General features: G+C 45.2%; 21 protein-coding genes. 6 read left to right on the top strand and 15 right to left on the bottom strand.

All coding sequences use genetic code 11. The features are described from left to right. The first annotated feature begins 106 nt into the window (after window positions 1–106). On the top strand, window positions 107–973 hold the full coding sequence (locus EPL05_RS10525) for a collagen-like protein (protein WP_128533922.1): 867 nt from the start codon (window positions 107–109) through the stop codon (window positions 971–973). Window positions 974–1,186: 213 nt separating this feature from the next. Then, a complete protein-coding gene (locus EPL05_RS10520; RefSeq protein WP_166727682.1) occupies window positions 1,187–4,144 on the top strand; it encodes an outer membrane beta-barrel protein in 2,958 nt (985 codons plus the stop codon). Window positions 4,145–4,217: 73 nt separating this feature from the next. On the opposite strand, the gene EPL05_RS10515 is transcribed toward EPL05_RS10520, so the two are convergent. The 3 genes from EPL05_RS10515 to EPL05_RS10505 form a co-directional block, all read right to left on the bottom strand. After that, window positions 4,218–4,592 carry a response regulator gene (locus EPL05_RS10515; RefSeq protein WP_128533920.1) on the bottom strand — a complete coding sequence of 125 codons (375 nt, stop codon included), beginning with the start codon at window positions 4,590–4,592 and terminating at the stop codon, window positions 4,218–4,220. Between the two features lie 105 nt (window positions 4,593–4,697). Beyond that, the gene (locus EPL05_RS10510; RefSeq protein ID WP_128533919.1) at window positions 4,698–5,729 is read right to left on the bottom strand and encodes an acyltransferase family protein; all 1,032 of its coding nucleotides are present in this window, start codon (window positions 5,727–5,729) and stop codon (window positions 4,698–4,700) included. Next, window positions 5,729–7,267, bottom strand: coding sequence for a YifB family Mg chelatase-like AAA ATPase (locus EPL05_RS10505; protein ID WP_128533918.1), 1,539 nt, complete (start codon window positions 7,265–7,267; stop codon window positions 5,729–5,731). Before EPL05_RS10505 ends, EPL05_RS10510 begins: the two co-directional genes overlap by 1 nt. Before the next feature lie 159 nt (window positions 7,268–7,426). Here EPL05_RS10505 and EPL05_RS10500 point away from each other — a divergent pair, with 159 nt between their 5' ends. Together EPL05_RS10500 and EPL05_RS10495 are read left to right on the top strand one after the other, a co-directional pair. Beyond that, on the top strand, window positions 7,427–7,780 hold the full coding sequence (locus EPL05_RS10500) for an Imm32 family immunity protein (protein ID WP_208394722.1): 354 nt from the start codon (window positions 7,427–7,429) through the stop codon (window positions 7,778–7,780). A gap of 117 nt (window positions 7,781–7,897) precedes the next feature. Next, window positions 7,898–8,656 carry a class I SAM-dependent methyltransferase gene (locus EPL05_RS10495; RefSeq protein ID WP_128533917.1) on the top strand — a complete coding sequence of 253 codons (759 nt, stop codon included), beginning with the start codon at window positions 7,898–7,900 and terminating at the stop codon, window positions 8,654–8,656. Between the two features lie 106 nt (window positions 8,657–8,762). Here the strand turns inward: EPL05_RS10495 and EPL05_RS10490 are convergent, their stop codons facing one another. The 4 genes from EPL05_RS10490 to EPL05_RS10475 form a co-directional block, all read right to left on the bottom strand. Beyond that, window positions 8,763–9,791, bottom strand: coding sequence for an acyltransferase family protein (locus EPL05_RS10490; protein ID WP_128533916.1), 1,029 nt, complete (start codon window positions 9,789–9,791; stop codon window positions 8,763–8,765). 139 nt (window positions 9,792–9,930) lie between these two features. Next, on the bottom strand, window positions 9,931–10,311 hold the full coding sequence (locus EPL05_RS10485) for a hypothetical protein (RefSeq protein WP_128533915.1): 381 nt from the start codon (window positions 10,309–10,311) through the stop codon (window positions 9,931–9,933). A 191-nt stretch (window positions 10,312–10,502) separates the two neighbouring features. Then, window positions 10,503–10,877, bottom strand: a complete 375-nt coding sequence (locus tag EPL05_RS10480) for a GxxExxY protein (RefSeq protein WP_128533914.1) — start codon at window positions 10,875–10,877, stop codon at window positions 10,503–10,505. An 85-nt stretch (window positions 10,878–10,962) separates the two neighbouring features. Continuing rightward, window positions 10,963–13,116 carry a S9 family peptidase gene (locus EPL05_RS10475; RefSeq protein ID WP_243837272.1) on the bottom strand — a complete coding sequence of 718 codons (2,154 nt, stop codon included), beginning with the start codon at window positions 13,114–13,116 and terminating at the stop codon, window positions 10,963–10,965. Between the two features lie 123 nt (window positions 13,117–13,239). Here EPL05_RS10475 and EPL05_RS10470 point away from each other — a divergent pair, with 123 nt between their 5' ends. Beyond that, entirely contained in the window at window positions 13,240–13,716 is a 477-nt protein-coding gene (locus tag EPL05_RS10470; protein WP_128533913.1) for a toll/interleukin-1 receptor domain-containing protein, read from the top strand. Window positions 13,717–13,765: 49 nt separating this feature from the next. On the opposite strand, the gene ffh is transcribed toward EPL05_RS10470, so the two are convergent. After that, window positions 13,766–15,094: a signal recognition particle protein gene (gene ffh / locus EPL05_RS10465; RefSeq protein ID WP_128533912.1), complete on the bottom strand. Its 1,329-nt coding sequence runs from the start codon at window positions 15,092–15,094 to the stop codon at window positions 13,766–13,768. 333 nt (window positions 15,095–15,427) lie between these two features. On the opposite strand from ffh, the gene EPL05_RS10460 reads away from it, so the two are divergent. Then, window positions 15,428–17,884 (top strand): DUF5916 domain-containing protein, encoded by a 2,457-nt coding sequence (locus EPL05_RS10460; protein ID WP_243837271.1) that lies wholly within the window; start codon window positions 15,428–15,430, stop codon window positions 17,882–17,884. Window positions 17,885–17,939: 55 nt separating this feature from the next. Here the strand turns inward: EPL05_RS10460 and EPL05_RS10455 are convergent, their stop codons facing one another. The 7 genes from EPL05_RS10455 to ruvX form a co-directional block, all read right to left on the bottom strand. Next, the gene (locus tag EPL05_RS10455) at window positions 17,940–18,839 is read right to left on the bottom strand and encodes a DUF3078 domain-containing protein (protein ID WP_243837270.1); all 900 of its coding nucleotides are present in this window, start codon (window positions 18,837–18,839) and stop codon (window positions 17,940–17,942) included. A 181-nt stretch (window positions 18,840–19,020) separates the two neighbouring features. Then, window positions 19,021–19,344, bottom strand: a complete 324-nt coding sequence (locus EPL05_RS10450; protein ID WP_128533910.1) for a hypothetical protein — start codon at window positions 19,342–19,344, stop codon at window positions 19,021–19,023. Beyond that, window positions 19,341–20,090, bottom strand: a complete 750-nt coding sequence (locus tag EPL05_RS10445) for a hypothetical protein (protein ID WP_128533909.1) — start codon at window positions 20,088–20,090, stop codon at window positions 19,341–19,343. Before EPL05_RS10445 ends, EPL05_RS10450 begins: the two co-directional genes overlap by 4 nt. A gap of 62 nt (window positions 20,091–20,152) precedes the next feature. Beyond that, a complete protein-coding gene (locus tag EPL05_RS10440; RefSeq protein WP_128533908.1) occupies window positions 20,153–20,983 on the bottom strand; it encodes a glucosaminidase domain-containing protein in 831 nt (276 codons plus the stop codon). A gap of 48 nt (window positions 20,984–21,031) precedes the next feature. Beyond that, complete coding sequence (locus EPL05_RS10435; protein ID WP_128533907.1) at window positions 21,032–21,589, bottom strand: glucosaminidase domain-containing protein; 558 nt, start codon at window positions 21,587–21,589, stop codon at window positions 21,032–21,034. A gap of 2 nt (window positions 21,590–21,591) precedes the next feature. After that, complete coding sequence (locus EPL05_RS10430) at window positions 21,592–22,230, bottom strand: O-methyltransferase (protein ID WP_128533906.1); 639 nt, start codon at window positions 22,228–22,230, stop codon at window positions 21,592–21,594. A 75-nt stretch (window positions 22,231–22,305) separates the two neighbouring features. Beyond that, window positions 22,306–22,716: a Holliday junction resolvase RuvX gene (ruvX, locus tag EPL05_RS10425; RefSeq protein ID WP_128533905.1), complete on the bottom strand. Its 411-nt coding sequence runs from the start codon at window positions 22,714–22,716 to the stop codon at window positions 22,306–22,308. Window positions 22,717–22,839: the final 123 nt, after the last annotated feature.

The following is a 22,839-nucleotide window of genomic DNA, read 5'->3' as shown; positions in this document are numbered from 1 at the left end:
TCGCAGCACGAAACTTATTGGTTTAGTAAGAAATATATTTTCTTTCCACATTGAGTGAAACTTATTAACACCCCGCCCGTACAAAGACCACTCAGCATAACCGAATATGAAACTAACCAATACTCTTTTTGCGATTTCGATAATTTGCTTAACTACCCTTGGGGCTTGTAAAAAAACAATTACTCCGGGCCCACCCGGTGCAGACGGCTCTACTGGTGCAACCGGTGCTACTGGTGCCACAGGCGCAAGCGGTCCTCAAGGGCCGCAGGGAGCAACCGGCGCTGCCGGAGCCACTGGTGCTAACGGTGGTGCTACCGGCCCGGCCGGGGCAACGGGTGCAACCGGCGCTGCCGGCCCAACAGGTGCTACCGGAGCAACGGGCGCTACAGGCCCTGCAGGAGCAACTGGTGCCACAGGAGCAACTGGTGCCACAGGAGCTACAGGCGCACAAGGCCCAGCCGGGCAAAACGGTGCTACGGGTGCTACTGGGCCACAAGGCCCCACCGGGCAAAACGGAGCCGATGGCTCCAATGGCGCAACAGGTGCAACAGGTGCAACAGGTGCAACAGGTGCAACGGGCGCTACCGGCGCAACGGGTGCCGATGGCAGTGCCAATGTTGCCAGCGTATTATTAACAAACAGATCGGTTGTTTTAACCGGGTTCACGCAATTTAATGTGCCTGCAATTACGCAGGATATTGTTGACAAAGGCTTGGTTTTGATGTTCTTCCGCATAACCGGCAGCAACAGCGGCTTTTTCGCAATGCCGTATGCCGAGGCAGGCCAAACACTTGCGCTTTCTTCGTATGGCGTAGGCTATGTGAGTGTAAAATCAAACTTTACCGCGAGCGGCCTGGATTTTAGAGTGGTGATCATACAGGGTACTTCACTTACTACATTTGGTGCCGCTCACCCTAATATCAATCTCCGGAACTACAACGAGGTTGCAGGCGCGTTACATTTATCAAATTAATACTGCAACCGTATAAATTTCCGTGCAGCTTATTTAACTTCGGCCCCGCAATGCGGGGCTTTTTGTTTTTATATATGTAACAATGCTATTGTTTACCTGCTATAATATGTAACAATGCTATGATTATTAAATATTTAAATTCTATAAAGTGAACATTTGCATAATATATGTGTGTTACACATAATAATATCAATGCACGCCTTTAAATACATTATGAAATACATTTTTTTACTTCTTACTATCCTAAGCTTGTCTTCGCTGCGATCCAACGCGCAGGTTAGCCGCCCGCTAAGCGGCACCATTATCGATTCTACAAAACTAACTCTGCCCGGCAGCAACGTTAAGATATCATCAGAGCTGGGCGATAGCCTGGCAAGCACAACAGATGTAAACGGCAAATTTTTGTTCCCTGCAATAAAAGGCACCAAAATCACCCTGACTATCTCATCAATCGGCTACCAGGGAATTATAAAACATTATACCTTACCCGCCGATGGTAAAGCCGTAGTGTTGGACCCCATCGTCCTAAAATCGGAAACGAGACAGCTTGGGGTGGTAACCATTGTTGGCGTTAATCCTGTTGTTTTTAAAGAAGATACCGTTCAATACAGTGTTGCGGCCTATAAAGTGCGAGAGAATGCGCCGATTGAAGACGTGCTTAAAAAAATACCCGGGCTTGATGTGGCCAAAGATGGTACTGTTACTGCCCAGGGCAAGCAGGTTACCAAAGTGCGTGTAAACGGGAAGGACTTTTTTGGTGGTGATGTTTTAAGCGCAACCAAAAATTTGCCTGCGGATGTTATTGAAAGCGTGCAGATTGTGGATGATTACGGCGACCAGGCCAACCTTACCGGCGTAAAAACCGGCGAACCCAATAAAGTGCTGAACTTTACCATCCGTAAGGATAAAAACTATGGCTATTTTGGGCAGGCAACAGCGGGCGATGGCTCTGACCTTTTGCCAAAAAACCCGGGGGTAACTAATGATAGCCGTTACCTTGGCCTTTTAAACTTTTTCAAATTCAAAGGCGACCAGCAAGTATCTGTATTAGGAAGCATCAACAATACCAACGTAAACACCTTTAGCTTTGGTACGCCCACCGGTGGCGCAGCAGGCGGCGGTGGTTTTGGCGGAGGAGGTGGTGGCGGTGGCCGTGGTAACGCTTTAAGGGGCGGCTCAAATGGGTCTACCACAAACGCAAACGGCATCACAAACGCGCATTCTATCGGCTTAAACTTCAGGGACCAATGGGGCAAAACCTTATCGGTATATGGCAGCTATAGCTTTAACGATAACACTGTCTTCACAAATTCAACCACATTACAAACCAACGCATCGGCAAATACAGTTAGCCAAAGCAATAGTTTAAGTAACGAAACCAATAACCCCGTTAACCACCGTTTCAACTTCAACCTGGAGTGGAAACCAGACACTGTAAACTATTTAAAGTTAACACCAACCTTTTCATACTCAGGCAGTGATGTTACCAGTTTCGATAATGTAAATTCTACGAGGGATGGCATTGTAGCGCAATCTTACACGGCAAATTCTATCAGCAATTCTTCGGCACCAAATTATGGAATAACTGGTTTATATAACCACCGTTTTAACAGCCGCGGCCGTAACTTAAGCATCGGTTTTAACGGGTCTACCAATAAAAACAACCAATACGATAACCCTATTTATGCTTATGCGCCAGGTTCGTTGCGTACCTCGCCGGAAAACCAGGTGATATATACCGATAGCCGTACCAACGCGTATGGTGCAAACTTATCGTACCAGGAGCCCCTGAGTAAACACTCATTCCTGGAAGGTAATTATGCATTTAACCATAGCTACACAAGCAGTAATAAAGAAACAGATACTTTATATGCGCCCGGTGCATACCATAACTATGAGCTTTGGAGCAATAATTACAACTACACCTTTACAACGAACCGCTTTGGCTTAAACTATAGGGTTGTACAGGCAAAATATAATTATGTAATTGGTATTGGCGGCCAACCGGCAACACTGGAAGGCTTCAATGTGAAAACAAACCAATCGACCAAGGTAAATACCTTTAACGTAATACCAACAGCGCGGTTTGTATACAACTTCTCAAGGAGCCAAAACTTAAGCTTCCAGTACAACGGTACCAGCAACCAGCCGGCGTTTAACCAACTACAGCCTGTGATAGATTTCTCAAACGCATCGTACCCTGTATTGGGTAACCCCAATTTAAGCCCCGAGTTTAACAACAGCTTGCAATTACGTTACGGTAACTTCAGTTTCCAAACAGGCAATATCTTCTTCGCAAATGTTGGTTATACGCAAACCGATAATAAAATTGTGAACGTTAATATCGTACATCCGCGAAGTTTTACAAATGCGGCCCTGGCTGCCGATCCAACCTTGAAAAACCTGGTAGGCTCTAACCTTATCAAGTATCAAAATGCAAGCGGATATTACCAGGTTAACGGTGGTTTGGTTTATTCCAAGCCATGGTCCGAACGTAAGTACACGGTTATTTTTAACACAAACGTTGGTTACACCAACAATATCGGTTTTGCCGGTTCGGTCGACGAAAACAACGTAGCATCAGCTATCGATAAAAACATTGCAAAAACATTTACTTTATCTCCCGGGCTGCGCTTCAGGGTAAATATTACGGATGTGATAGACGCTGAGTTAAACTCCAGCTATGCTGTCAACAAAACAGATAACTCTTTAAATACCGCGTTATTTAATCAAAACACAAACATACGCACGCTTAACCTTGGTGCCAGCGGTAAAAATTATTTCTGGAAGGATTGGACGTTGAGCTACGATTACAATAAAACCTTCAACTACGGCTATTCAGAAGAGCTTCAAATAAAAAACCCTAATATTTTAAACACTTATGTAGAACGTAGGTTTTTAAAAGACCACAGAGGCACCCTGCGTTTTGCAGCGTATGACTTATTTAACGAGAACACCGGTTTTTCAACCGTAACCACCGGGAGTACCGTTACACAAACTAACGTAAATAAACTGGGCCGTTACTTCCTGGTATCATTTACCTTGCGTTTGCAAAAATTCTCGGGCAAAGCACCAGCAGCAGATTCTGGCCGCGGCTTTAGAGGAGACGGTGGCGGAACCGGCGGCGGTGGCAGGCCACCAGGAGGCGGCAGGCCAGACGGCCCGATGTAGTAGCCCGGCATAGCTATAACAAAAGGCATCCGTTTTGTAACGGATGCCTTTTGTTATTTATAAATGGTAAGTTTTAGTTGCTTATCAGCACCGTGTTGATCACGCGCTCGAGTTCCTCCAGGTCGAAGGGTTTGGCCAAGTAAGTTTCCGCGCCGGCATGGTCGGCAAGGAGCTGTATATCGCTGTTGGCAGAAAAATATACTACGGGGATGTGTTTTAGTGCTTCATCCTTCTTAAGGGCTTGTGTGGCCACAATGCCACCGGCATCGGGGATCCAGTTATCCATTAAAATAACATCGGGGAGAACGCCTGCTACCTTTTCTGTAATATTATTACAATCGGTAAACGTATGCACTTCCCATCCTTGTTCTTCTAAAATATAGCTGCAGATAGACAAGATATCCTCGTCATCGTCAAAAATGATAATTTTTTTTGTCTGTTTATTCATTGGGGTGTAGAGGTGTGAAGCTATAAAAAACTTTTAAAAAAAGCAAATATTTTAATTACAACCAAAACTCGAATAACTCAAAATGAACACCCATGCGCATATTGCTTACCCTATTTGTTTATGCAAAACCGCTTTCAGTTTTTTCCCGAGGGGTCGTTCAATATAGACTGTTACAAGCCAGGCAAGCACAATTGCTCCGGGCACCGCAACCAAAAAAACGGCCACACCAAAAGGCATACCGTGTTTCGTCAACACGCCTATTATCCCCACGAAAATATAGGAGTGGATAAGGTACAAAGCAAACGATATTTTCCCAAGGAAAAGGCCTGGTTTGGATACGATGAACTTCAGCCAGCCATTGATAAATAATGTAAAAAGTAAAAAATAGAATAATAGCATCGCTATATACTGGTACCAGCTAATATGTTCATGTGCAGGGCCTGCGAACAAAAAGATAGAGCACTGTATAAAAATACAAAACAGAAGAAGGATGTAGCCTTTAATCCGGCTAATGCTACCTGTGGCGAGTTTATAAAACGTTATTCCCGAAAAAAACAGGGCGAAATGATTAAAAAGTGGAAAATATTTGGGGTTGATGTGAGGCCAATGCAGTATCAAACATAACCCGTTTAAAATAATAAAAACATTAACAAAGCAGCCGATGATGATAATGTGCTTTAGCAACTTTGTCGAATAAAGTATAAGGATAACGATATAGAAAAGCATTTCCACGATCATTGTCCAGTAGGGTATATCCAAATCCTTAATGCCTAAATAATATTGAAACATGGTGAGGTTAGCCAAATAATTTATTGGCCCTGCATGGCTATCATGGGCTGCCCCAAAATGTATAAGCCTGAGTAATACCATCACACCAAAGGTTATAGAAACACAAACCCAATAAGTGGGGTAAAGGCGGCATATTCTGTTGATAACAAACCCGGTGCCCGATGCCACGTTGTTTATACTCATAAAAATAACGAAACCGCTAATGATAAAAAACAGATCGACGCCGGTAACACCCAGGTTAAACCTCCACCAAACATCCTGCCCCAGCGTGAAATGATACAATACCACAAACATAGCTGCCATGCCGCGCAAGGCATCCAATTCGAGGTAGCGCTTAGGTGGTTGCACTATCCCGCCCAACCTTCCCGGTCCAAACTCCTGAAATGTATGGCTTCGGCCAAATGTTCCAACAGTATCTCGTCGCTGCCGGCAAGATCGGCAATGGTGCGCGATACTTTAAGGATGCGGTCGTAAGCCCGGGCAGACAAGCCGAGTTTTTCCATGGCCTTCTTTAATAACATTTGCCCTGCCTGGGTTATCTTGCAGATATCGCGCACCATTTGCGGGCTCATCTGCGCATTGGCGTGCAGATCGGGCTTGTCACCAAAGCGTTCTATTTGCTTTTCGCGGGCTTTAATAACGCGATCGCGGATGAACTCACTTTTTTCGGCGAGGCGATCAGAGGAGAGTTCGGTAAAGTTTACCGGGGTAACCTCTACATGCAGGTCTATACGATCAAGCAGCGGGCCCGAGATCTTACTGAGATACTTCTGTACCATTCCCGGCGGACAGATGCACTCCTTTTCGGGATGATTATAGTAGCCGCAGGGGCATGGATTCATACTGGCGATAAGCATAAAGCTGCTGGGGTAATCTACCGTGAACTTGGCCCGTGAGATGGTTACCTTACGTTCCTCCAATGGTTGCCGCATTACTTCTAAAGCCGAGCGCTTAAACTCGGGCAATTCATCCAAAAACAAAACGCCATTGTGCGCCAGCGAGATCTCGCCAGGCTGCGGGTTGCTGCCGCCGCCAACCAGGGCCACATCGCTAATGGTATGGTGTGGCGACCGGAATGGCCGGGTAGTTACCAACGCATCCGCCGCGGAAAGCTTCCCGGCTACGGAATGGATTTTGGTGGTTTCTAAGGATTCGTGCAGGCTGAGGGGTGGCAGTATGGAGGGCAACCTCCGCGCCAACATGGTTTTACCGGCACCGGGCGGGCCTATCAGTATAACATTATGCCCGCCTGCGGCGGCAATTTCTAAAGCGCGTTTGATGTTCTCTTGCCCCCGAACTTCGCTGAAATCGCTGTCGTAATTAGTGAGGCTGTCGAAAAACTCTTCCCGGGTGTTTACAACTTCGCGTTCCAGCTGGCCCGTGCCGTTAAAAAAGTCGGCGACCTGTTTAATGTTTTCTATTCCGTAAACTTCCAATTCGTTTACAATAGCGGCTTCGCGGGCGTTTTGTTTGGGAAGGATGAACCCTTTATATTTTTCTTTACGGGCCTGCACAGCAATTGGTAAAGCGCCTTTTATAGGTTGCAAACTACCATCCAACGATAGCTCCCCCATAATGAGGTATTGGTCCAGTTTGTCGGCTTCTATTTGCGAGGAGGCGGCCAATACGCCGATAGCGATGGTGAGATCGTATGAGGAGCCCTCTTTTTTTATGTCGGCAGGGGCCATATTTACCACCACCTGCTGGCGGGGCATCCGGTAGCCGCAATTTTTAAGTGCCGACTCTATTCGGAAATAACTTTCTTTAATAGCCACATCGGGCAGGCCTACTACAAAGTACTTGGTACCCGCTGCAATATTCACTTCCACTGTTATGGTAATGGCCTGTATACCATATACCGCACTTCCAAAGGTTTTAACTAACACTATAGACAAGGTTTTTGTAAAGCGAAAGATATAGATTTATTTTGAAGGTTACATGAGGGGAATTTTTATACTTAAAAAACGAGCGATGGACGGATTGAACGGAGTTGGGCTTACAAGAAATACCAGAATTTATTAGTTAATTAGCAAGAAACAGTTGGTATGGCAAAGATAAAATGGCGCGGAAATGAAATTAAAGGTCATTTGGATATTGATGTTGCGGATTGCGAAGATGAATTTGAAGGGGAAATTAAAAAATGGAAGGAGATATTAATTCACGGCGACCCCGAAGGACTGAGATCGTTCGCAAAACTTTTAATTAAAATAGCCAACTTAAATCAGGAAAATGAAACATGGCTTCCGGTAGGAGCAAGAGAACACTACCATTTACGCCCAAACATCGAACTCGGTAAAAGCTCTGAAGAGGTGATTGTGGGCAGATTAGATGCCAAGGGCACAGGCGATTTTTATAATTCGTATGTTGCAAAAGACGCTATGGAAAAAATAGTTTTATAACCATCTCGCCGGGCAAGGGTGCCCGGTATTACATAGCACAGGTAATTTCACAAACCCGCACCGCCCCACTTCCTCCTTTCCCTCAAAATCCCTATCTTTCCCCTAAAAACTTACAGGATGCTTGAGCAGGTTAAACAGCAGCAGAACGCTTACGAGGGAATTTACGCGCCGGAACAGCGCTCGGAATTTGATTTTCATATCACTACCGACCCGCTCACCCGTTACCTGCGCGATCGCCGGCTGTTAAAAGCTCTTGCCGTACTGGAACAAAGCAACGCCAACATCCGTGAGTGGAGCGTACTCCTTACCTGCGGCGGCGTTGGGGGCGAAGGCCTGTTTTTTAAAAAGAACGGGTTTAATAACGTTACCGTAAGCGATATCTCCGAGAACTCACTCAAGATTTGCAACGAATTCGACCCAACTATAAGCACCATTATGCTGAACGGTGAAAGCCTGGATGTGCCCGATGCCTCGTACGACCTTGTAGTAGTGCAGGACGGATTGCATCACCTTCCGCGCCCGGTAACGGGCTTTACGGAGATGCTGCGTGTAGCCAAAAAAGCGGTCATCGTGATAGAACCTTACGACAGCCTTATTGGTAACCTGATGGGTACCGAGTGGGAGGAACAGGGCACCGCCATCAACTACGTGTACCGTTGGGACAAGAACAGTTTTACCCAGGCCGTTAAAAGTTACCTCCTAAAAAACTATAAACAAATAAAAGTGCTCCGCCTTTGGGACCATGGACTCGTGGTATCTAAACTGGCCGGCAAGCTGCCAAAAGGCGTGCAGTTAAGCGCCGCCAAAATTATCTACGGCTTATTTGCTCCATTTAATATGGCGGGCAATATGTTTGTGGGGGTTTTGATAAAATAGGGTGCAAGCGTTGTTGGTCGGCATAACGTAGAACACCCCCTACCACTGCGCATTACGGCACACCCCTCTCAAGGGGGGAACTAAAAGAAGTCCTATCACTGTTGTTCTATTCCACCGCGTGAATGGTGCGCGCCTTCCGCTTGATGAAGGGCTTTTCGATAAACAACCAGGATAAGGTCGCCATCAGCACCGTGCCCAGGATCAAATAAACCAGGTTAAAATAGGGCACCAGCTTTAGCTCCACCACAACAGTGATAATCATTCCGTGGTAAATATAAATGCCGTAGGAAATGTCGTTTTTCCGCAGTAGTTTATCTGCAAGGTTTGGCAGGGTATACGCCATCGACAGTAGGGTGAACGCCAGGAACAGGTATTGTATCACCGTAAAGTATGCTGCATCTATCCCGTCGAAAAAGAACATGCTGAACGCCACGTAGGGCACTATCCAGTACAGCGCTTTCCCGTAAATAAATTTTGAGCTGTAGATGCGCAGCCGCTGAAAAATCACCCCCGTTAAAAACAGGTAGAAATGCGGTATAAACGTATAGCGCAGCAGTTTGGTTAGTTTATCGCCCAAGTGTGAAAGGTTGTAGGTAAGCGTCAGCCCCACAAAAACCACAAACAGCACGATGAACCAGCCGTTGAGCTTACCCTTTGGCGCTAATAAAAAGCAGATGGGCAGCATAATGTAAAACTGCAGCTCGATGGGGATGGTCCACAAGCTGCCGTTGTAGGAGCCGAAGCCGTAATTTGCCAAAAAGTTGGGCGTATATATAAAGCCCATCAACTGCGTTGGCAGCCAGACAAGGGTTTGTTTATTTAAAAAGTTTACGCCGGTAATGGTGAAAACGATGAGCGTTAAAATAATACAGCCCCAAAGCCCCGGATAAATGCGCAACGCCCTGTTGCGGATGTAGTTTTTGATGGAATTATTGCGTTCGTAGGAAGCCGAGATAAGGTATCCGCTGATCACAAAAAAAATGGGCACACCCGGGAAAAGGTACAATATTTTTAAGCTGGTATGACTGATGGGTAGCTTAAGGTGCTGGTAATAATGATCGAATATTACCTCGATAGCGGCCAGCAGCCTCAGCAGGTCGAAGTTGTTTATCTTAAATTCTTTCAGCGGTTTCATTAAGCAGCTGCAAGATATGGATTTTAACCAATTCCTGTTTAATTAAGCAAACGGGGCGGTTAAGCAATTGCAGTATGCCATCAACAAAAAACGCCGCAAAATTGCGGCGTTTAATTATAATACGTTGCTGCGGGGTTCCTTATATAAAGCTTAGGCCGCAGGCGATAAATACATTGAATAATAAGGCTGCCGAGCAGATGTTAACATTGCGGCGGGTGCTTACACGCGCCATCTGTAAGTTCACATTTTTAAACCACTTGTTGTTCAGCAAAATAAAGTGATTGGCCACCAGAAAAAGCATGGCACCGGCAACAATGGCCACGCATACACCCATACCAAGGTTTACCAAATGCCCTTTAATCATCAGCTTGGTTAAAAGCATGGCGTTGGTAAGCAATACTACCAGCAAAAAGCTCACGTTAAACATCGATTTAAATTCTGGTAAGCTTTTACCCTGTCCGAAGTTTTTAAAGTTCCACCTGTAAAACGATACATAAATGGATTGATAGGCTTTTTGCATGGCGTGTGGTGTTTAAGGTTAACAAATTAGTACCGCCTGTTAGACAGTACCGTTATTAAATAGTTTAACGAATTGTTGTTTGTTTTGTTACGCAAAGTAAAATTAAATTTTGAGAAAAGCAACAATTGCAATATAAAATAACTGCCGCTAATTTCACGAATGACGCTAATTTCACGAATTTTTTAGCTCCCTCATATTATTACGCGCTGATATTCTAATGATGGTGTTCCGAAATTTATTACAATACCTAAACGAAGGCCAGATGCTTTAAGATAGTTTAGCGTTTGCTTTAAATAAGGTTCACCAATGTAGCCAGCGGTTTTTATCTCGAGGATAATACTATTCAATAACACAAAATCCGCTACGAAACAATGTTTTAGCTTTTGCTCCTTATAATATATATCATACGGCTTCTCGCGCAAAAAGGATATACCAAGGCGTTTAAACTCTAGCTCTAAAGCATCTTTATAAACAACCTCCTTAAAACCATGCCCTAACGCTTTATGCACCTCAAAACAAGCTCCAACTATTTTGTAAGATTCTTCCTTAAAAAGGATATCAGCCATGTTTCTTATCGGTTAGTGTTTGATTCGATACCCCGCCGAAGCTAAAATTCGTGAAATTCGTCCTATTCGTGAAATTCGTGTTCATTTATTTACTTGCCAATTCAGCCGGTATCGGTTTTTGCAATAAATACTGGTAAATAAACCGGTTTGTTTCCATTTGCTGGTGCTCTGCCTTGCTCTTATCGCGGAAGCCGTGGCGCTGGCCGGGGTACAGCATAAATTCAAAATGCTTGCCTTCGTCCATCAGTTTGTTTATCAGCTGGATGCTGTTTTGCGCGTGTACGTTATCGTCCATGGTGCCATGTACTATCCGCAGAACACCTTTCAGCTTGTTGGCATAGGTTAAAACCGAACTGCTTTTATAACCTTCAGGGTTGTTTTTGGGCGTGCCCATATAGCGTTCGGTGTAGTGGGTGTCGTACAGGCTCCAGTCCATTACGCCAAAGTTGGCTATGCCATGGGTAAAGTAATCTGCACCGTAGGTTAGGGCATACGCGGTAATGTAACCGCCATAGCTACCGCCGGTAATGCACATTTTGGTTGGGTCCACATAGCTTAGGGTCCGCAGGTATTTCACCATCTCAATGTAGTCGGCCATTTCCCATTTGCCCAGATCTTTATACATATAGTTTTGGCCAACCTTACCAAAGTGGCCCGATGCACGGTGATCCATCGCCACCTGTATCATACCTTCTTTTGCCCACCATTGCGCCATGCCGCTGTATTTCCAGGTATCCATAACGGTACCGGCATTTGGCCCGCCATAGATGCTGATCATCACCGGGTATTTTTTGTTCGGGTCGTAATTAAGCGGCAGCATAATGGTCATCGGGAGGTCGAAACCATCCGCTGTTTTCACACGGATAAGTTTGGTGGTCGCCATTTCGTAATCGCCATACTCGGTGCCTTTGCTATCTGCAATATCTTTCACCAGTTTGCCTTTGCTATCGTACACGGCGGTTTTAGCCGGGGTTTCTACGTTAGAGTAGGTATCGGTAAAGTAAGTGCCATTGGGCGACATAGATACCGCATGGTTAAACTCGCCTGCTGTTAAACGGATTAAACCCTTGCCGCTAAAGTTGGTTTTGTATAAATCCACACGCGCGGTGTTCTCTTTACGGGCGGTGAAGTAAACCTGTTTGTTCTTCTCGTCGATGTATTGGATGCCGGTTACGGTGTAACCGCCGGTAGTTAATTGCGATTTCAGTTTTCCATCCATGCCGTACCAGTAAATATGCTCCCAGCCGCTTTTGTCGCTCATCACAATAAAACCCTGGTTGTTCTTCAGGAAATTAACATCCTTAAACCAGCTGATCCAGGTTCTTTGTTTCTCGTCGTAAATTTCTTTTTTGGTACCGGTTGCCGGGGTTACGGCGTATAGTTTCAGGTTGTTTTGGTCGCGGTTCATCCACTGCATCCAAAGCTCGGTACCATCCGGCGACCAGATAGGCGTGCCCAGGTAAGTATCGTCGTTCTCGTTAAAATCGGCCCAGGTAATTTTATTCGCCGGTACATTGTAAAAGGCCAGTTTCACCTTCGGGTTCGGGTCGCCCGGTTCAGGGTAGCGGGTTAGCTCGGTAAAGCCGTGCTGACCATCGGAGTTATACAGCGGGAACATAGGCACCTGCGTATCGTCAAAATGCATCCAGGCCAAAGTTTTGCTATCCGGCGACCACCAGAACGCCTTGTAGCGCGATGCCCTGCCCAGGATCTCCTCATAATAAACCCACGACGCATAACCGTTGTAGATAACGTCTGTACCATCGGTAGTAATTTTTGATTGCTTGCCGCTGGCGACATCTAAAATGTACAGGTTGCCGCCAAAAGTGTAGGCTACTTTGCTGTTATCGGGCGATAGGGTTGGGTTCTGCTCCTCGTCTGCTGTTTTGGTGAGGCGGGTTTCGGTGCCGTCTACCTGTTTCAGGTAAACATCTTTATCGCGTACGCTCACCGTCATGTTGGTAACGGGCGGGGTGTAAGGGGTTTCGGTGCCGGTAAGTACATCTACAGCTACGCTGCTCCCACCGCCATTGCCACCCGGGCGGCGGTTAGCGCTTTTTATGTAATGGCTGTCATCTGCCCAGCCGGTGAAGCCTGGCAGCGGGGTAATAATTTTATTGGGCTCGTTTTTGAGCATTTGCCCGGTGGTAAGCTGCTTTTTTTGCGCTTGGGCCGAGGACAATGCAGAAACAGCCAGCGCAACCAACAGCGCCCGGCGTACAGGTAAAGATAACATCATGATCGTAAAAAGTTTAAAAGCTAAAGTTTGTAAAATTCAATCACAAAGCGGGTATGTGTAGTAGGAATTTTACGTAAGCCCCACGATCACCATCGCCAATAGGCCTAAGTCATACACTTGAAAATGTTTGATAAGGTTTTTATATCATATAGTTTTAAAGACAAGGTATTCGCAAGAAAACTAAATGAGGGTCTTAGACTAAGGGGTGTTTCGACTTTTTTATGGGAAAACGACGCGCCTGGAGGAAAGCCGTTGAAAAAAATAATGTCTGAAAATATACAGCGATATGATACGCTCCTTTTTATTGCTTCAGAAAACTCAATCAAGAGCGTGGCATGTCAATATGAACTTACGGAGGGCAGAAAAAAGCAAGACGTTTTATGGAAAACGATTTATTTTCCTATACATATAGACGATTTTCTATTTAATGTGCAAAAGGATGATATTAGACCTAGATTAATGCAGGAAGAGTTTTGGATGAATATTGAAGAACCAAAAGCAATAAACTCAACAGATTTCACTTCTTTTAACTGTACGGATATTGATGAAAAATTATTTCAGGAGTCGATTAATAAATTGGTGAAAGATTTAAAAAAGTAAAGCCCCAACATCTCTGCTGAGGCGTTCAAAATTGTGTTCCTTTTAGGTGCTATTGTTTCGGCATCCGGCGCATCATGCTGGCCATGGCGGCGGGGTTGCTCATTTGTTTCATCACCTTTTTCATATCATCAAACTGTTTCATCAGGCGGTTTACTTCCTGCAGATCGCTACCAGATCCTTTCGCGATGCGCTGGCGGCGGCTTTGATTGATCAGGTCGGGGTTTTCTTTTTCTTTCGGCGTCATGGATTGAATGATGGCTTCGATACCTTTAAAAGCATCGTCGCTTACTTCTACATCCTTCATCATTTTACCAACACCCGGTATCATGCCCATCAGGTCCTTCATGTTACCCATTTTTTTGATCTGCTGTATCTGGCTGTAAAAGTCGTTAAAGTCGAACTTGTTCTTCCGGATCTTCTTTTGCAGCTCAGCAGCTTCCTTTTCGTCAAACTGCTGTTGCGCACGCTCCACCAGGGAAACCACGTCGCCCATGCCCAATATCCTGGATGCCATACGATCCGGGTGGAAAACGTCGAGCGCTTCCATTTTTTCGCCCGTCCCAATGAATTTTATCGGCTTATTAACTACCGATTTGATAGACAACGCCGCACCACCGCGGGTATCGCCATCCAGTTTGGTTAATACAACACCTGTAAAGTCCAGGCGGTCGTTAAACACCTTGGCGGTGTTCACGGCATCCTGGCCGGTCATACTATCAACAACAAATAAAATTTCCTGCGGTTTAGTAGCGGCTTTTACGCGCTCTATTTCCTGCATCATGGCCTCGTCTATAGCTAAACGGCCGGCGGTATCAATAATAACCACGTTGTTGCCATCGCGCTTGGCCTGGGCTATACCTTCTAAAGCAATCGCAACCGGGTCCTTCGATTCTCGGTTGGCATAAACAGGTACGCCTATCTGCTGGCCCAAAACCTCCAATTGGTCTATCGCCGCCGGGCGGTAAATATCATCGGCAACCAGTAATGGTTTTTTGCCTTTTTGTGTTTTAAGGTAGTTGGCCAGCTTACCGGTAAAGGTTGTTTTACCCGCACCGTTCAAACCCGCTATCAGGATGATGGTTGGCGATGCCTTCAGATCCAGCTCGGCAGTGGTGCCGCCCATCAGTTCGGTCAGCTCATCGTTCATGAGCTTGGTGAGCAATTGGCCCGGCGAAATGGAGGTTAATACATTTTCGCCCATTGCCTTTGTCCTTACATCATCTGTAAATGTTTTGGCTGTTTTATAGTTAACGTCGGCATCCAACAGGGCCTTACGTATCTCTTTCATGGTTTCGGCCACGTTTATTTCCGTGATCGATCCTTGTCCTTTTAGTACTTTAAACGCCCTGTCGAGCTTATCTGATAAATTTTCAAACATTATGTATTCGTAATTTTTGAGGATACAAAGTTAAGATTTTGAAGCAATTCGGCTAATATGAATGCAATTAAACATTTTCGTGGGGCCACTATCGGCTAAAGCTCTTTAACGGGCTTAAATGTGTAGATAACCCTTTGCTTTCGGTTCTCTTTCTTTAGGCCCAAAAGCTTAAAATAAAGCCATATTAGTCGTTTACTCACCCCGGGAATATGTTTTTTTAATGGCTATTTAACACATAGCCAATTATTTAACATCTGTTAACTAACATTTAACACTTCAGGTTGTAACGTTTTGCAAACTTCGCACATCTTATAGCATTATAAGCCCCCTTACATGAAGGTATTTTTCCTCGCCCTTTTATTCTCCATTTTATCCGTTAGCGCTTTTTGTCAAAAGGCGAAGAAAACCTTAGTTGCCATAAAAACCGAAACCCCGCCAAAAATGGATGGCGTGCTCGACGATGCAGCATGGCAGAATGCACCCATCGCAACCGATTTTGTTGAACTGCGCCCAAACGCCGGCAACCACGAGAAACCGGAAGAGCGTACCGAAGTAAAAATAATTTATGATAACAACGCCATATATATAGGCGCACGCATGTACGAAACCTCGGCAGATAAAGTAGCCAAGGAGATTGCTACCCGGGATAATGTGGGTAATGCAGATTTCCTGGGGGTTATTTTTGATACTTACCAGGACGGTATCAACGGTACCGGCTTCTTCGTAACATCGGCAAACAGCCAGTTCGATGCCAAATACGCGCCGCCGAATGCAGAGGGTAACGACGAAGACCCTAACTGGAACGCTGTTTGGACCAGCAAGGTGCAGGTAGATGATCATGGTTGGTCGGTAGAGATGCGCATCCCATATTCGGCGCTGCGCTTTGCAAAAAAAGATGTGCAAACCTGGGGCATGAACCTCATCCGCAAGCGTCAGCGCATTCAGCAACAATTGTTTTGGAACGAGATAGACCCAAAGATGAACGGTTTTATTAACCAGGAGGGCACTTTAACCGGCTTAGAGAAGTTAAACCCACCAGTGCGGCTGGCCTTCTATCCATATTTTTCTACTTACGTAAACCATTATCCATACAACACGGCGGGAGTACCTAATACAAAAGCATCGGTTAATGGCGGGATGGATGTTAAATACGGTATAAACGATGCCTTTACGCTGGATCTGACCCTGATACCTGACTTTGGGCAGGTACAATCAGATAATAAAGTACTCAATCTAACCCCTTTTGAGGTAAAATATAATGAGAATCGCGCTTTTTTCACCGAAGGTACCGAACTGTTTAATAAAGGCAACCTGTTCTATTCGCGCCGGGTGGGGGGTACTCCGTTAAATTACGATAGAGCTTACGCCAACCTTGCCCCGGGAGAGGAGGTGATAAGCAACCCAACCGAAACCAAACTCATAAACGCTATCAAACTTTCGGGGCGACTTTCAAACGGCTTGGGTATTGGTGTTTTTAACGCTATTACCAACACCGCTTACGCCACCATAGAAGATGGACAAGGCAATCGCAGGCAGGTACAAACCAGCCCGCTGGCTAATTATAACATTTTGGTTTTCGACCAGAACCTGAAGAACAACTCGGCCATCACCCTTATCAATACCAATGTAAACCGTTTTGGTAAAGATTACTCTGCCGATGTTGGCGGCCTGGTGTACAGCCTCAACAATAAAAAGAACACCTACAAATTACGTGGTTTTGCCATGATGAGTAACTTGTACGGCGGTGGTATGAAAACCAAAACCGGTTACAGCTATGAAGTTATTGCGGGGAAATCATCAGGTAATTTTACCTGGGATATTGGGCAGGATATGGTGGATAGCCAATATGAGGTTAACGATTTGGGCTTTTATAATAACAACAATTATTTAGAGCACAACCTTAACATGCAGTACACCAATTACAAGCCCAAGCACCTGTTTACGCAGTACGGGGTTTGGACAAACACCTACTACTCCCGCCGGGTGAACCCAGCGGTTTATCAATACTTTAACCAAAATTTTGGCGGCTTTGGCACCTTTAAAAACTTGTGGCAGGTAAATATTAATGCCCACTTCCGCAAAGAAGGCGTTGATTATTATGAATCACATGTGGCAGACCGCCCGTATGCTGCCCCTCAAAATTTTATGTTAAACTGGAATTTGAGCACCGATAGGTCAAAAATACTTTCGGGTGGTTTTTGGTATTCAGATACCTGGGTGTGGAACGCGCGCTACGGACATGGTAACGACCTTGAATTGTTTTTAAACTTACGCCTTAGCAACAAGTTTTCTATTGGCGAAGACGTTACCATTAGCCCCCGGCTAAACTATCTCGGGTTCTCCACATTTGACAGCGTTAACCAGCCTGTTTTTGCCCGAAGGGACGTGCACACGGTTGAGAATATCTTTAACCTTAAGTACACCTTTAGCAGTACAATGGGGCTTAACCTTCGTTTGAGGCATTATTGGAGTAAAGTTAACAACAAAGAGTTTTTTAGCCTCGGGCAGGACAGATACGTTGCCCCCCTTACATCAAATGATTTTGACCACAGCGACCGCAACGTAAATATCTGGAACGTGGATATGATATACGTTTGGCAATTTACCCCGGGCAGTGAATTAAGCCTTGCCTGGAAAAACTCTGCGTTTAACAGCAATAGCCTGTCCAATGGAGGTTATCTTAATAACTTGCACGACACTTATAATCTGCCGCAGAACAACAACTTCTCGCTGAAGGTGCTGTACTATATCGATTTTCAGGCGCTGAGGAAGCGTAACAATAAAGGGTAAGCGATTATAAGCCTTTTAACCTACGCGGCGGCATTGCGCGGGAAGAGATAACCCTTTACGGGAATTTATACAATATCCCCAGAGATAGGCCTTCTGTACCTTGTACACTGTCAGACGTGTTTTTATCAAACAGTAGCGTACCATTGATAGATACGTTGATGAGGCGGTTTACCTTTGCCGCCAGCACCGCGTCAAGCCTGTGGCGAACAAAAGCCAATGCCCTGCCGTAAGGCACAAACATATCGTACCGGGCGTTAAAATGCATGTTCTTGGCAATGTCCTTATCAAATATGGCCACCATCTGGAATGCGATATCCGTACGGATGGTTTTGCCAGGGGTAACACCATAGTTGCCCGGGTTGTTGTGGTAAATGGTGGTATCCAATACAAAAGTTTGGCGGGCCGTACCCGTACCCAAACGCAGATCGAAGAACTTTTCGGCCTTGTACTCAAAACCTACAGATTCGGTTAAATACCCCGGCGACATAAAGTTGGATATGAGCAACGGTGGGTTAACCCCTGCGGCATCGTATTGGAAACCCTTATCAAACTGAGATTCGAAACTTAACGAACCGAAGAAGAACCAGTGCTTTGACATTTGAGTGGCCACCTTGTTATCCAGGAAGATCCTGTCGTTGGTTTTGCGGGCACCCTGTCCCTTGTTTTTCGATTTTCCGTATAGCAGGTTCAAATCTGTAGAGTAACTAAAAGGCGCTTTATTATACTCGATACGGTAAATTAAATTGGTGCCTAAAGCGATTGCGGTAACACCACCCGCGCTGTAATTATTGCTAAAGGCCGCCTGGTTAAAGTTTAGCCCCAGCGTAACATACCTGCGCCAGTAGCTTACCTTATAATCAAGCATGGTTACGGGCAAAAGTTCCTGCTGTATTAGCAAGGGTTTCGACGGCACGGGGATAGCATTGGGCCTTGGCGAGATGCGATACCTGTTCAATAGGTTGGTATCAATTTTAACTGTATCTCTTTTAACAGTATCGGTTGTTTGGGCACTGGCTGAGAGCGCAAATGAACAACAAAGTGTGAGAACTACTTTAAAACCGGTTTTCAACATAAACGCAAAGAAAATGGAAAAATCTGTTATTTCAAGGCACAAAATGTAACTAATGTGTTCGCAATCAAAAAAAAGCCAGCCAGTTGCACCATTTCCGGCAGCTTAAATAAGCCACATCCAGCTCCCTTTGATAAGCCTCCTGCTCAAACAAGATCATCAGATACGCTTTGTTATGGCTACTGTAACGGGCAAGGTTTACCAGGTAATTTAAAAGGTATAGCACGTAAAAAGGCAATACCAGTAACTCGGCCTGCTGCCTTAAATGTATCCGCTCATGGTTTAGCAAAACCACATCTCCGCGCATCTCTTCTTCGCGCAGCAAAATAAAGGGAAACAATGCCATGGCGTTAACATTTAAAAACGGGGCAACTATAAGCCAGCCTTTCATTTAATATTGATGTATTGGGTTGGCAGCGGTGCCAGCTCAAATGCTTTAGGGTTTCTTTTATAACGCCTTAAACTGGTGCGAACGTATGCCACAAACTCATATTCGTTGGCGGTGGTTACCATATAATAACTTGGGCGGTACTTAAACATAAAGTCGGTTAGGTCGGGGTCCTTTAAAACGGTGATCCCAGCCACAAACGATTTATTGAACCGGTAATCAATTACCGACTGCTTATAATCCCTATCGATGATCTCTTTCAGGTGTTCGACATTTCTGCCGCTGCGGCTAAACATATTGTATAGTGCATCAATGCTAAAGCCCACGCCGCCCTGCCCAATGCTCAGCAGGTCCTGGTTAGCTAAGGAGCCATAAATTTTGCCGTACTCGCCTTTTGTGGCCCGGTACCGGCGCTGCGGGTTCAACACACTATCTCGGATGGTTACCTCTTTCAGCTGAATGGCTGTTGCCTTCATGTAAACCGCAAGCGGAGCATAGTTTTTTACGGTAATGGTATCGGAGTGGTGATCTGCCTTACTAAAGACCAGCACGTCGCCAAGGTTGGCACTTATGGTAAACTCGCCTTTAAAAGTATTGTATACCGATTGCCCGGAGTTATTGTTACGGACATTTACCTTCGCGATGCGGCCTTTGTTCTCCTTATCGAACACGATACCCGTAACCTCCTTTTGTTGGGCAAAAGCAGATACATACACTATGCAGAACAATAAGGGAAGCCATAATTTCATCAAGGGATTAAAACTACACGTTTAACGAATGGGTTTGGCTGAAATTAACAAATTTTAACACGCTATTTAACCACAACGAGCTTTTGGCCTATCCTTATGCCATTTTCTCCCATTCTGTTCAGTGCTTTCAATTCGTCTACAGTGATACCAAAACGTTTAGAGATGTTGTATAGTGTATCGCCCTGCTTTACGGTGTAAATTTTATCGTCGGGCGATGTTTTGGCAATGGTATCCTGCTGTGCGAGGCCAATATTGCTGTTGATCTGATCCAGCACGCGGTCTTCGCGTTTTATTTTGGCTACCTCGCCTTCGGGCCGGTCATATTGGTCGAGGTTGTATTTGGTGATGATATTAAGCAACAGTTGCGGGTACTTGGGGTTGGTAGCATAACCGGCAGCCTTTAAACCGTAGGCCCAGCCTTTAAAATCATCCTTGTCCAGCTCAAAAAGCCGGGCGTAATTTTTCTTCTTTAAAAATTCGGAATGGTCGCGGTAGCTGTCTTCGGGGTTATCATATACCCGAAAGCAATCGTTGGTGTTATCGTCGTCCTTATAATAACTCGAGCCGCTCCAGGTGCTGCCGCATTTTATGCCAAAGTGGTTATTTGCCGCCACGGCCAAGTCGCTGTTACCCGCGCCCGATTCAAACAAGCCCTGCGCAAGCGTTATGCTGGCCGGGATGCCGTAGGTGTTCATTTCCTGTATGGCGATGGCTTTAAAACGCTCAATATACTCCAGCGAGGACATATTGCGGTGGGCCGCTATTGCTGCCTGGTTGCGTTTTTGAATGGCTTTATTGTTTTTGCGGGCCTTACTGCTGCTGATGGTGCTTTTATGCGCAGAGCAGGAATTGAAAACAATAGCGAGAGCGAAGAGGATGCAAAATTTCCGCATAATAACCAATAGCCCGCATTACCGGGCTAAACATAAAAGAGTGAAAAATTATTTTTGGTTATTATCTGCTAACTGGGCTGCCGCAGGTGCATCAGCAGGTTTTTCATCCAGATCGTTAAGCTTGTATTTTTTTATGATCGCCATTACCTGCGATGCCCAGGTATGGCTGCTGCAGTAACCGCTGCGTTGGATGCCCTTTGCCCAGCCGGTGTAATCGTACTGGGTAAGTTTATCTGCCAGGTGGCTGAACTGCTTACGCTCCGTCATAATACGGGCAAAATCCTGGAAGGAGTCCATTACCGATTCGTAACGTTTGTATGCTGTCCTAACTTTTTTATTGTGTTTGTAATAAACTACAGTGCCTCCGCCTTTTACTCCAAACTGGTTATTGAGGTTTTGGGCTATATTGCTCTTTCCGCTGGCAGATTCGTGCATGGCAACGCCTAAAATGATGCTTGCAGGTACGCCTGTTTCATGCATAATGCGAATGGCATTATCTTTGAACTTCTCGATGTATGATTGTGGAGCGCTTTGTGCCGAAACGGCTGTAGTTGTTGCAACAAGTGCGGTTACTAACAGTAGAGTAACAGTAAAGAGTTTCTTCATAATTATTTTTTTCTGATGATCAATAGTCCATCACGAATGGGGAGAATTACTTTTTCCACCGTCGTGTTAACAGCTATGTGTTCATTTAGTTTGCGGATGTTTAAGGTATCGGCGTCTTTTTCGTTGCCGTATACTTTGCCTTTCCACAAAACATTATCAATTATTATTAACCCACCGGGCCTTACTTTGTCAATTACTAACTCAAAATAAGTAAAATTATTCCGTTTATCCGCATCAATAAACACCAAATCAAAGTTATTTTCCTCTAAATCAGCAATTACAGCTTCAGCAGCGCCAAAATGCAGCTTTATTTTTTTATCCACATTTGTTAATTTGAAATGTGAATTCAGCATTTCCTCAAACTCGCGGTTAACTTCTATAGTATGCAAAATGCCGCCTTCTACCAATCCTTCAGCCAAACAAATGGCGGAGTAACCGGTGAACGTACCTATCTCTAAAATAAGCTTTGGGGCCACCATTTTGCTCAGCATACTCAAAACACGTCCCTGGTAATGGCCGCTTAGCATGTGTGGTTTAAGCACTTTTAAATACGTTTCCCGGTTGATGGCCTGCAGCTCGGGGGTCTCGGGGTCGAGGTGAGCGTCGAGGTAGGATTGCAGTGCTGGATCTAAAATTTCCATGGGGCAAAAATAGGGAAATTATTTTTGACCTATCAATTAGCTCTCCATCACCTCATTGCGAGGCGGGACAACGGTTCAGAAACTTTTACTCATCCAACTCTGCAACAGTATCACCGCAGATATGGTATCTACCAGTTCTTTATTCTGCCGGGCTTTTTTGCCCATCCCGCTTTGGGCGATAGTAGCCGATGCCATTTTGGAGGTGAAGCGCTCATCCAGCATCTCAATGGGTATTTCGGGGAAGGTCTTCTTCAGCAGGTTCACAAAGCCTTTTACATGGATGGCCGATTGGGAGGGAGTGTTATCCATCTGCTTGGGCTCGCCAACAATAAAGCGCTCCACCGGCTCGGCTTGCAGGTATTTTTTCAGGTAGTCGATAATTTTCAGGGGGTGGATGGTATCCAGCCCGGTAGCGATGATCTGCATCGGGTCGGTAACCGCAATACCGATGCGCTTGGTACCATAGTCGAAAGCCATTACTCTCATTGCTTCGCAGATATGAGATGTGAGATATGAGATGTGAAATATGGCATTCGTTTGTAATTTAAAAAGTGAAACTTATTCAAAGATAGTGTAATCCCTTTCCTGTCTCAAATCTCATATCTTACA

Source organism: Mucilaginibacter gilvus (assembly GCF_004054195.1).
Lineage (GTDB): Bacteria > Bacteroidota > Bacteroidia > Sphingobacteriales > Sphingobacteriaceae > Mucilaginibacter > Mucilaginibacter gilvus.
This window is presented reverse-complemented; position numbering and strand designations above follow the sequence as displayed.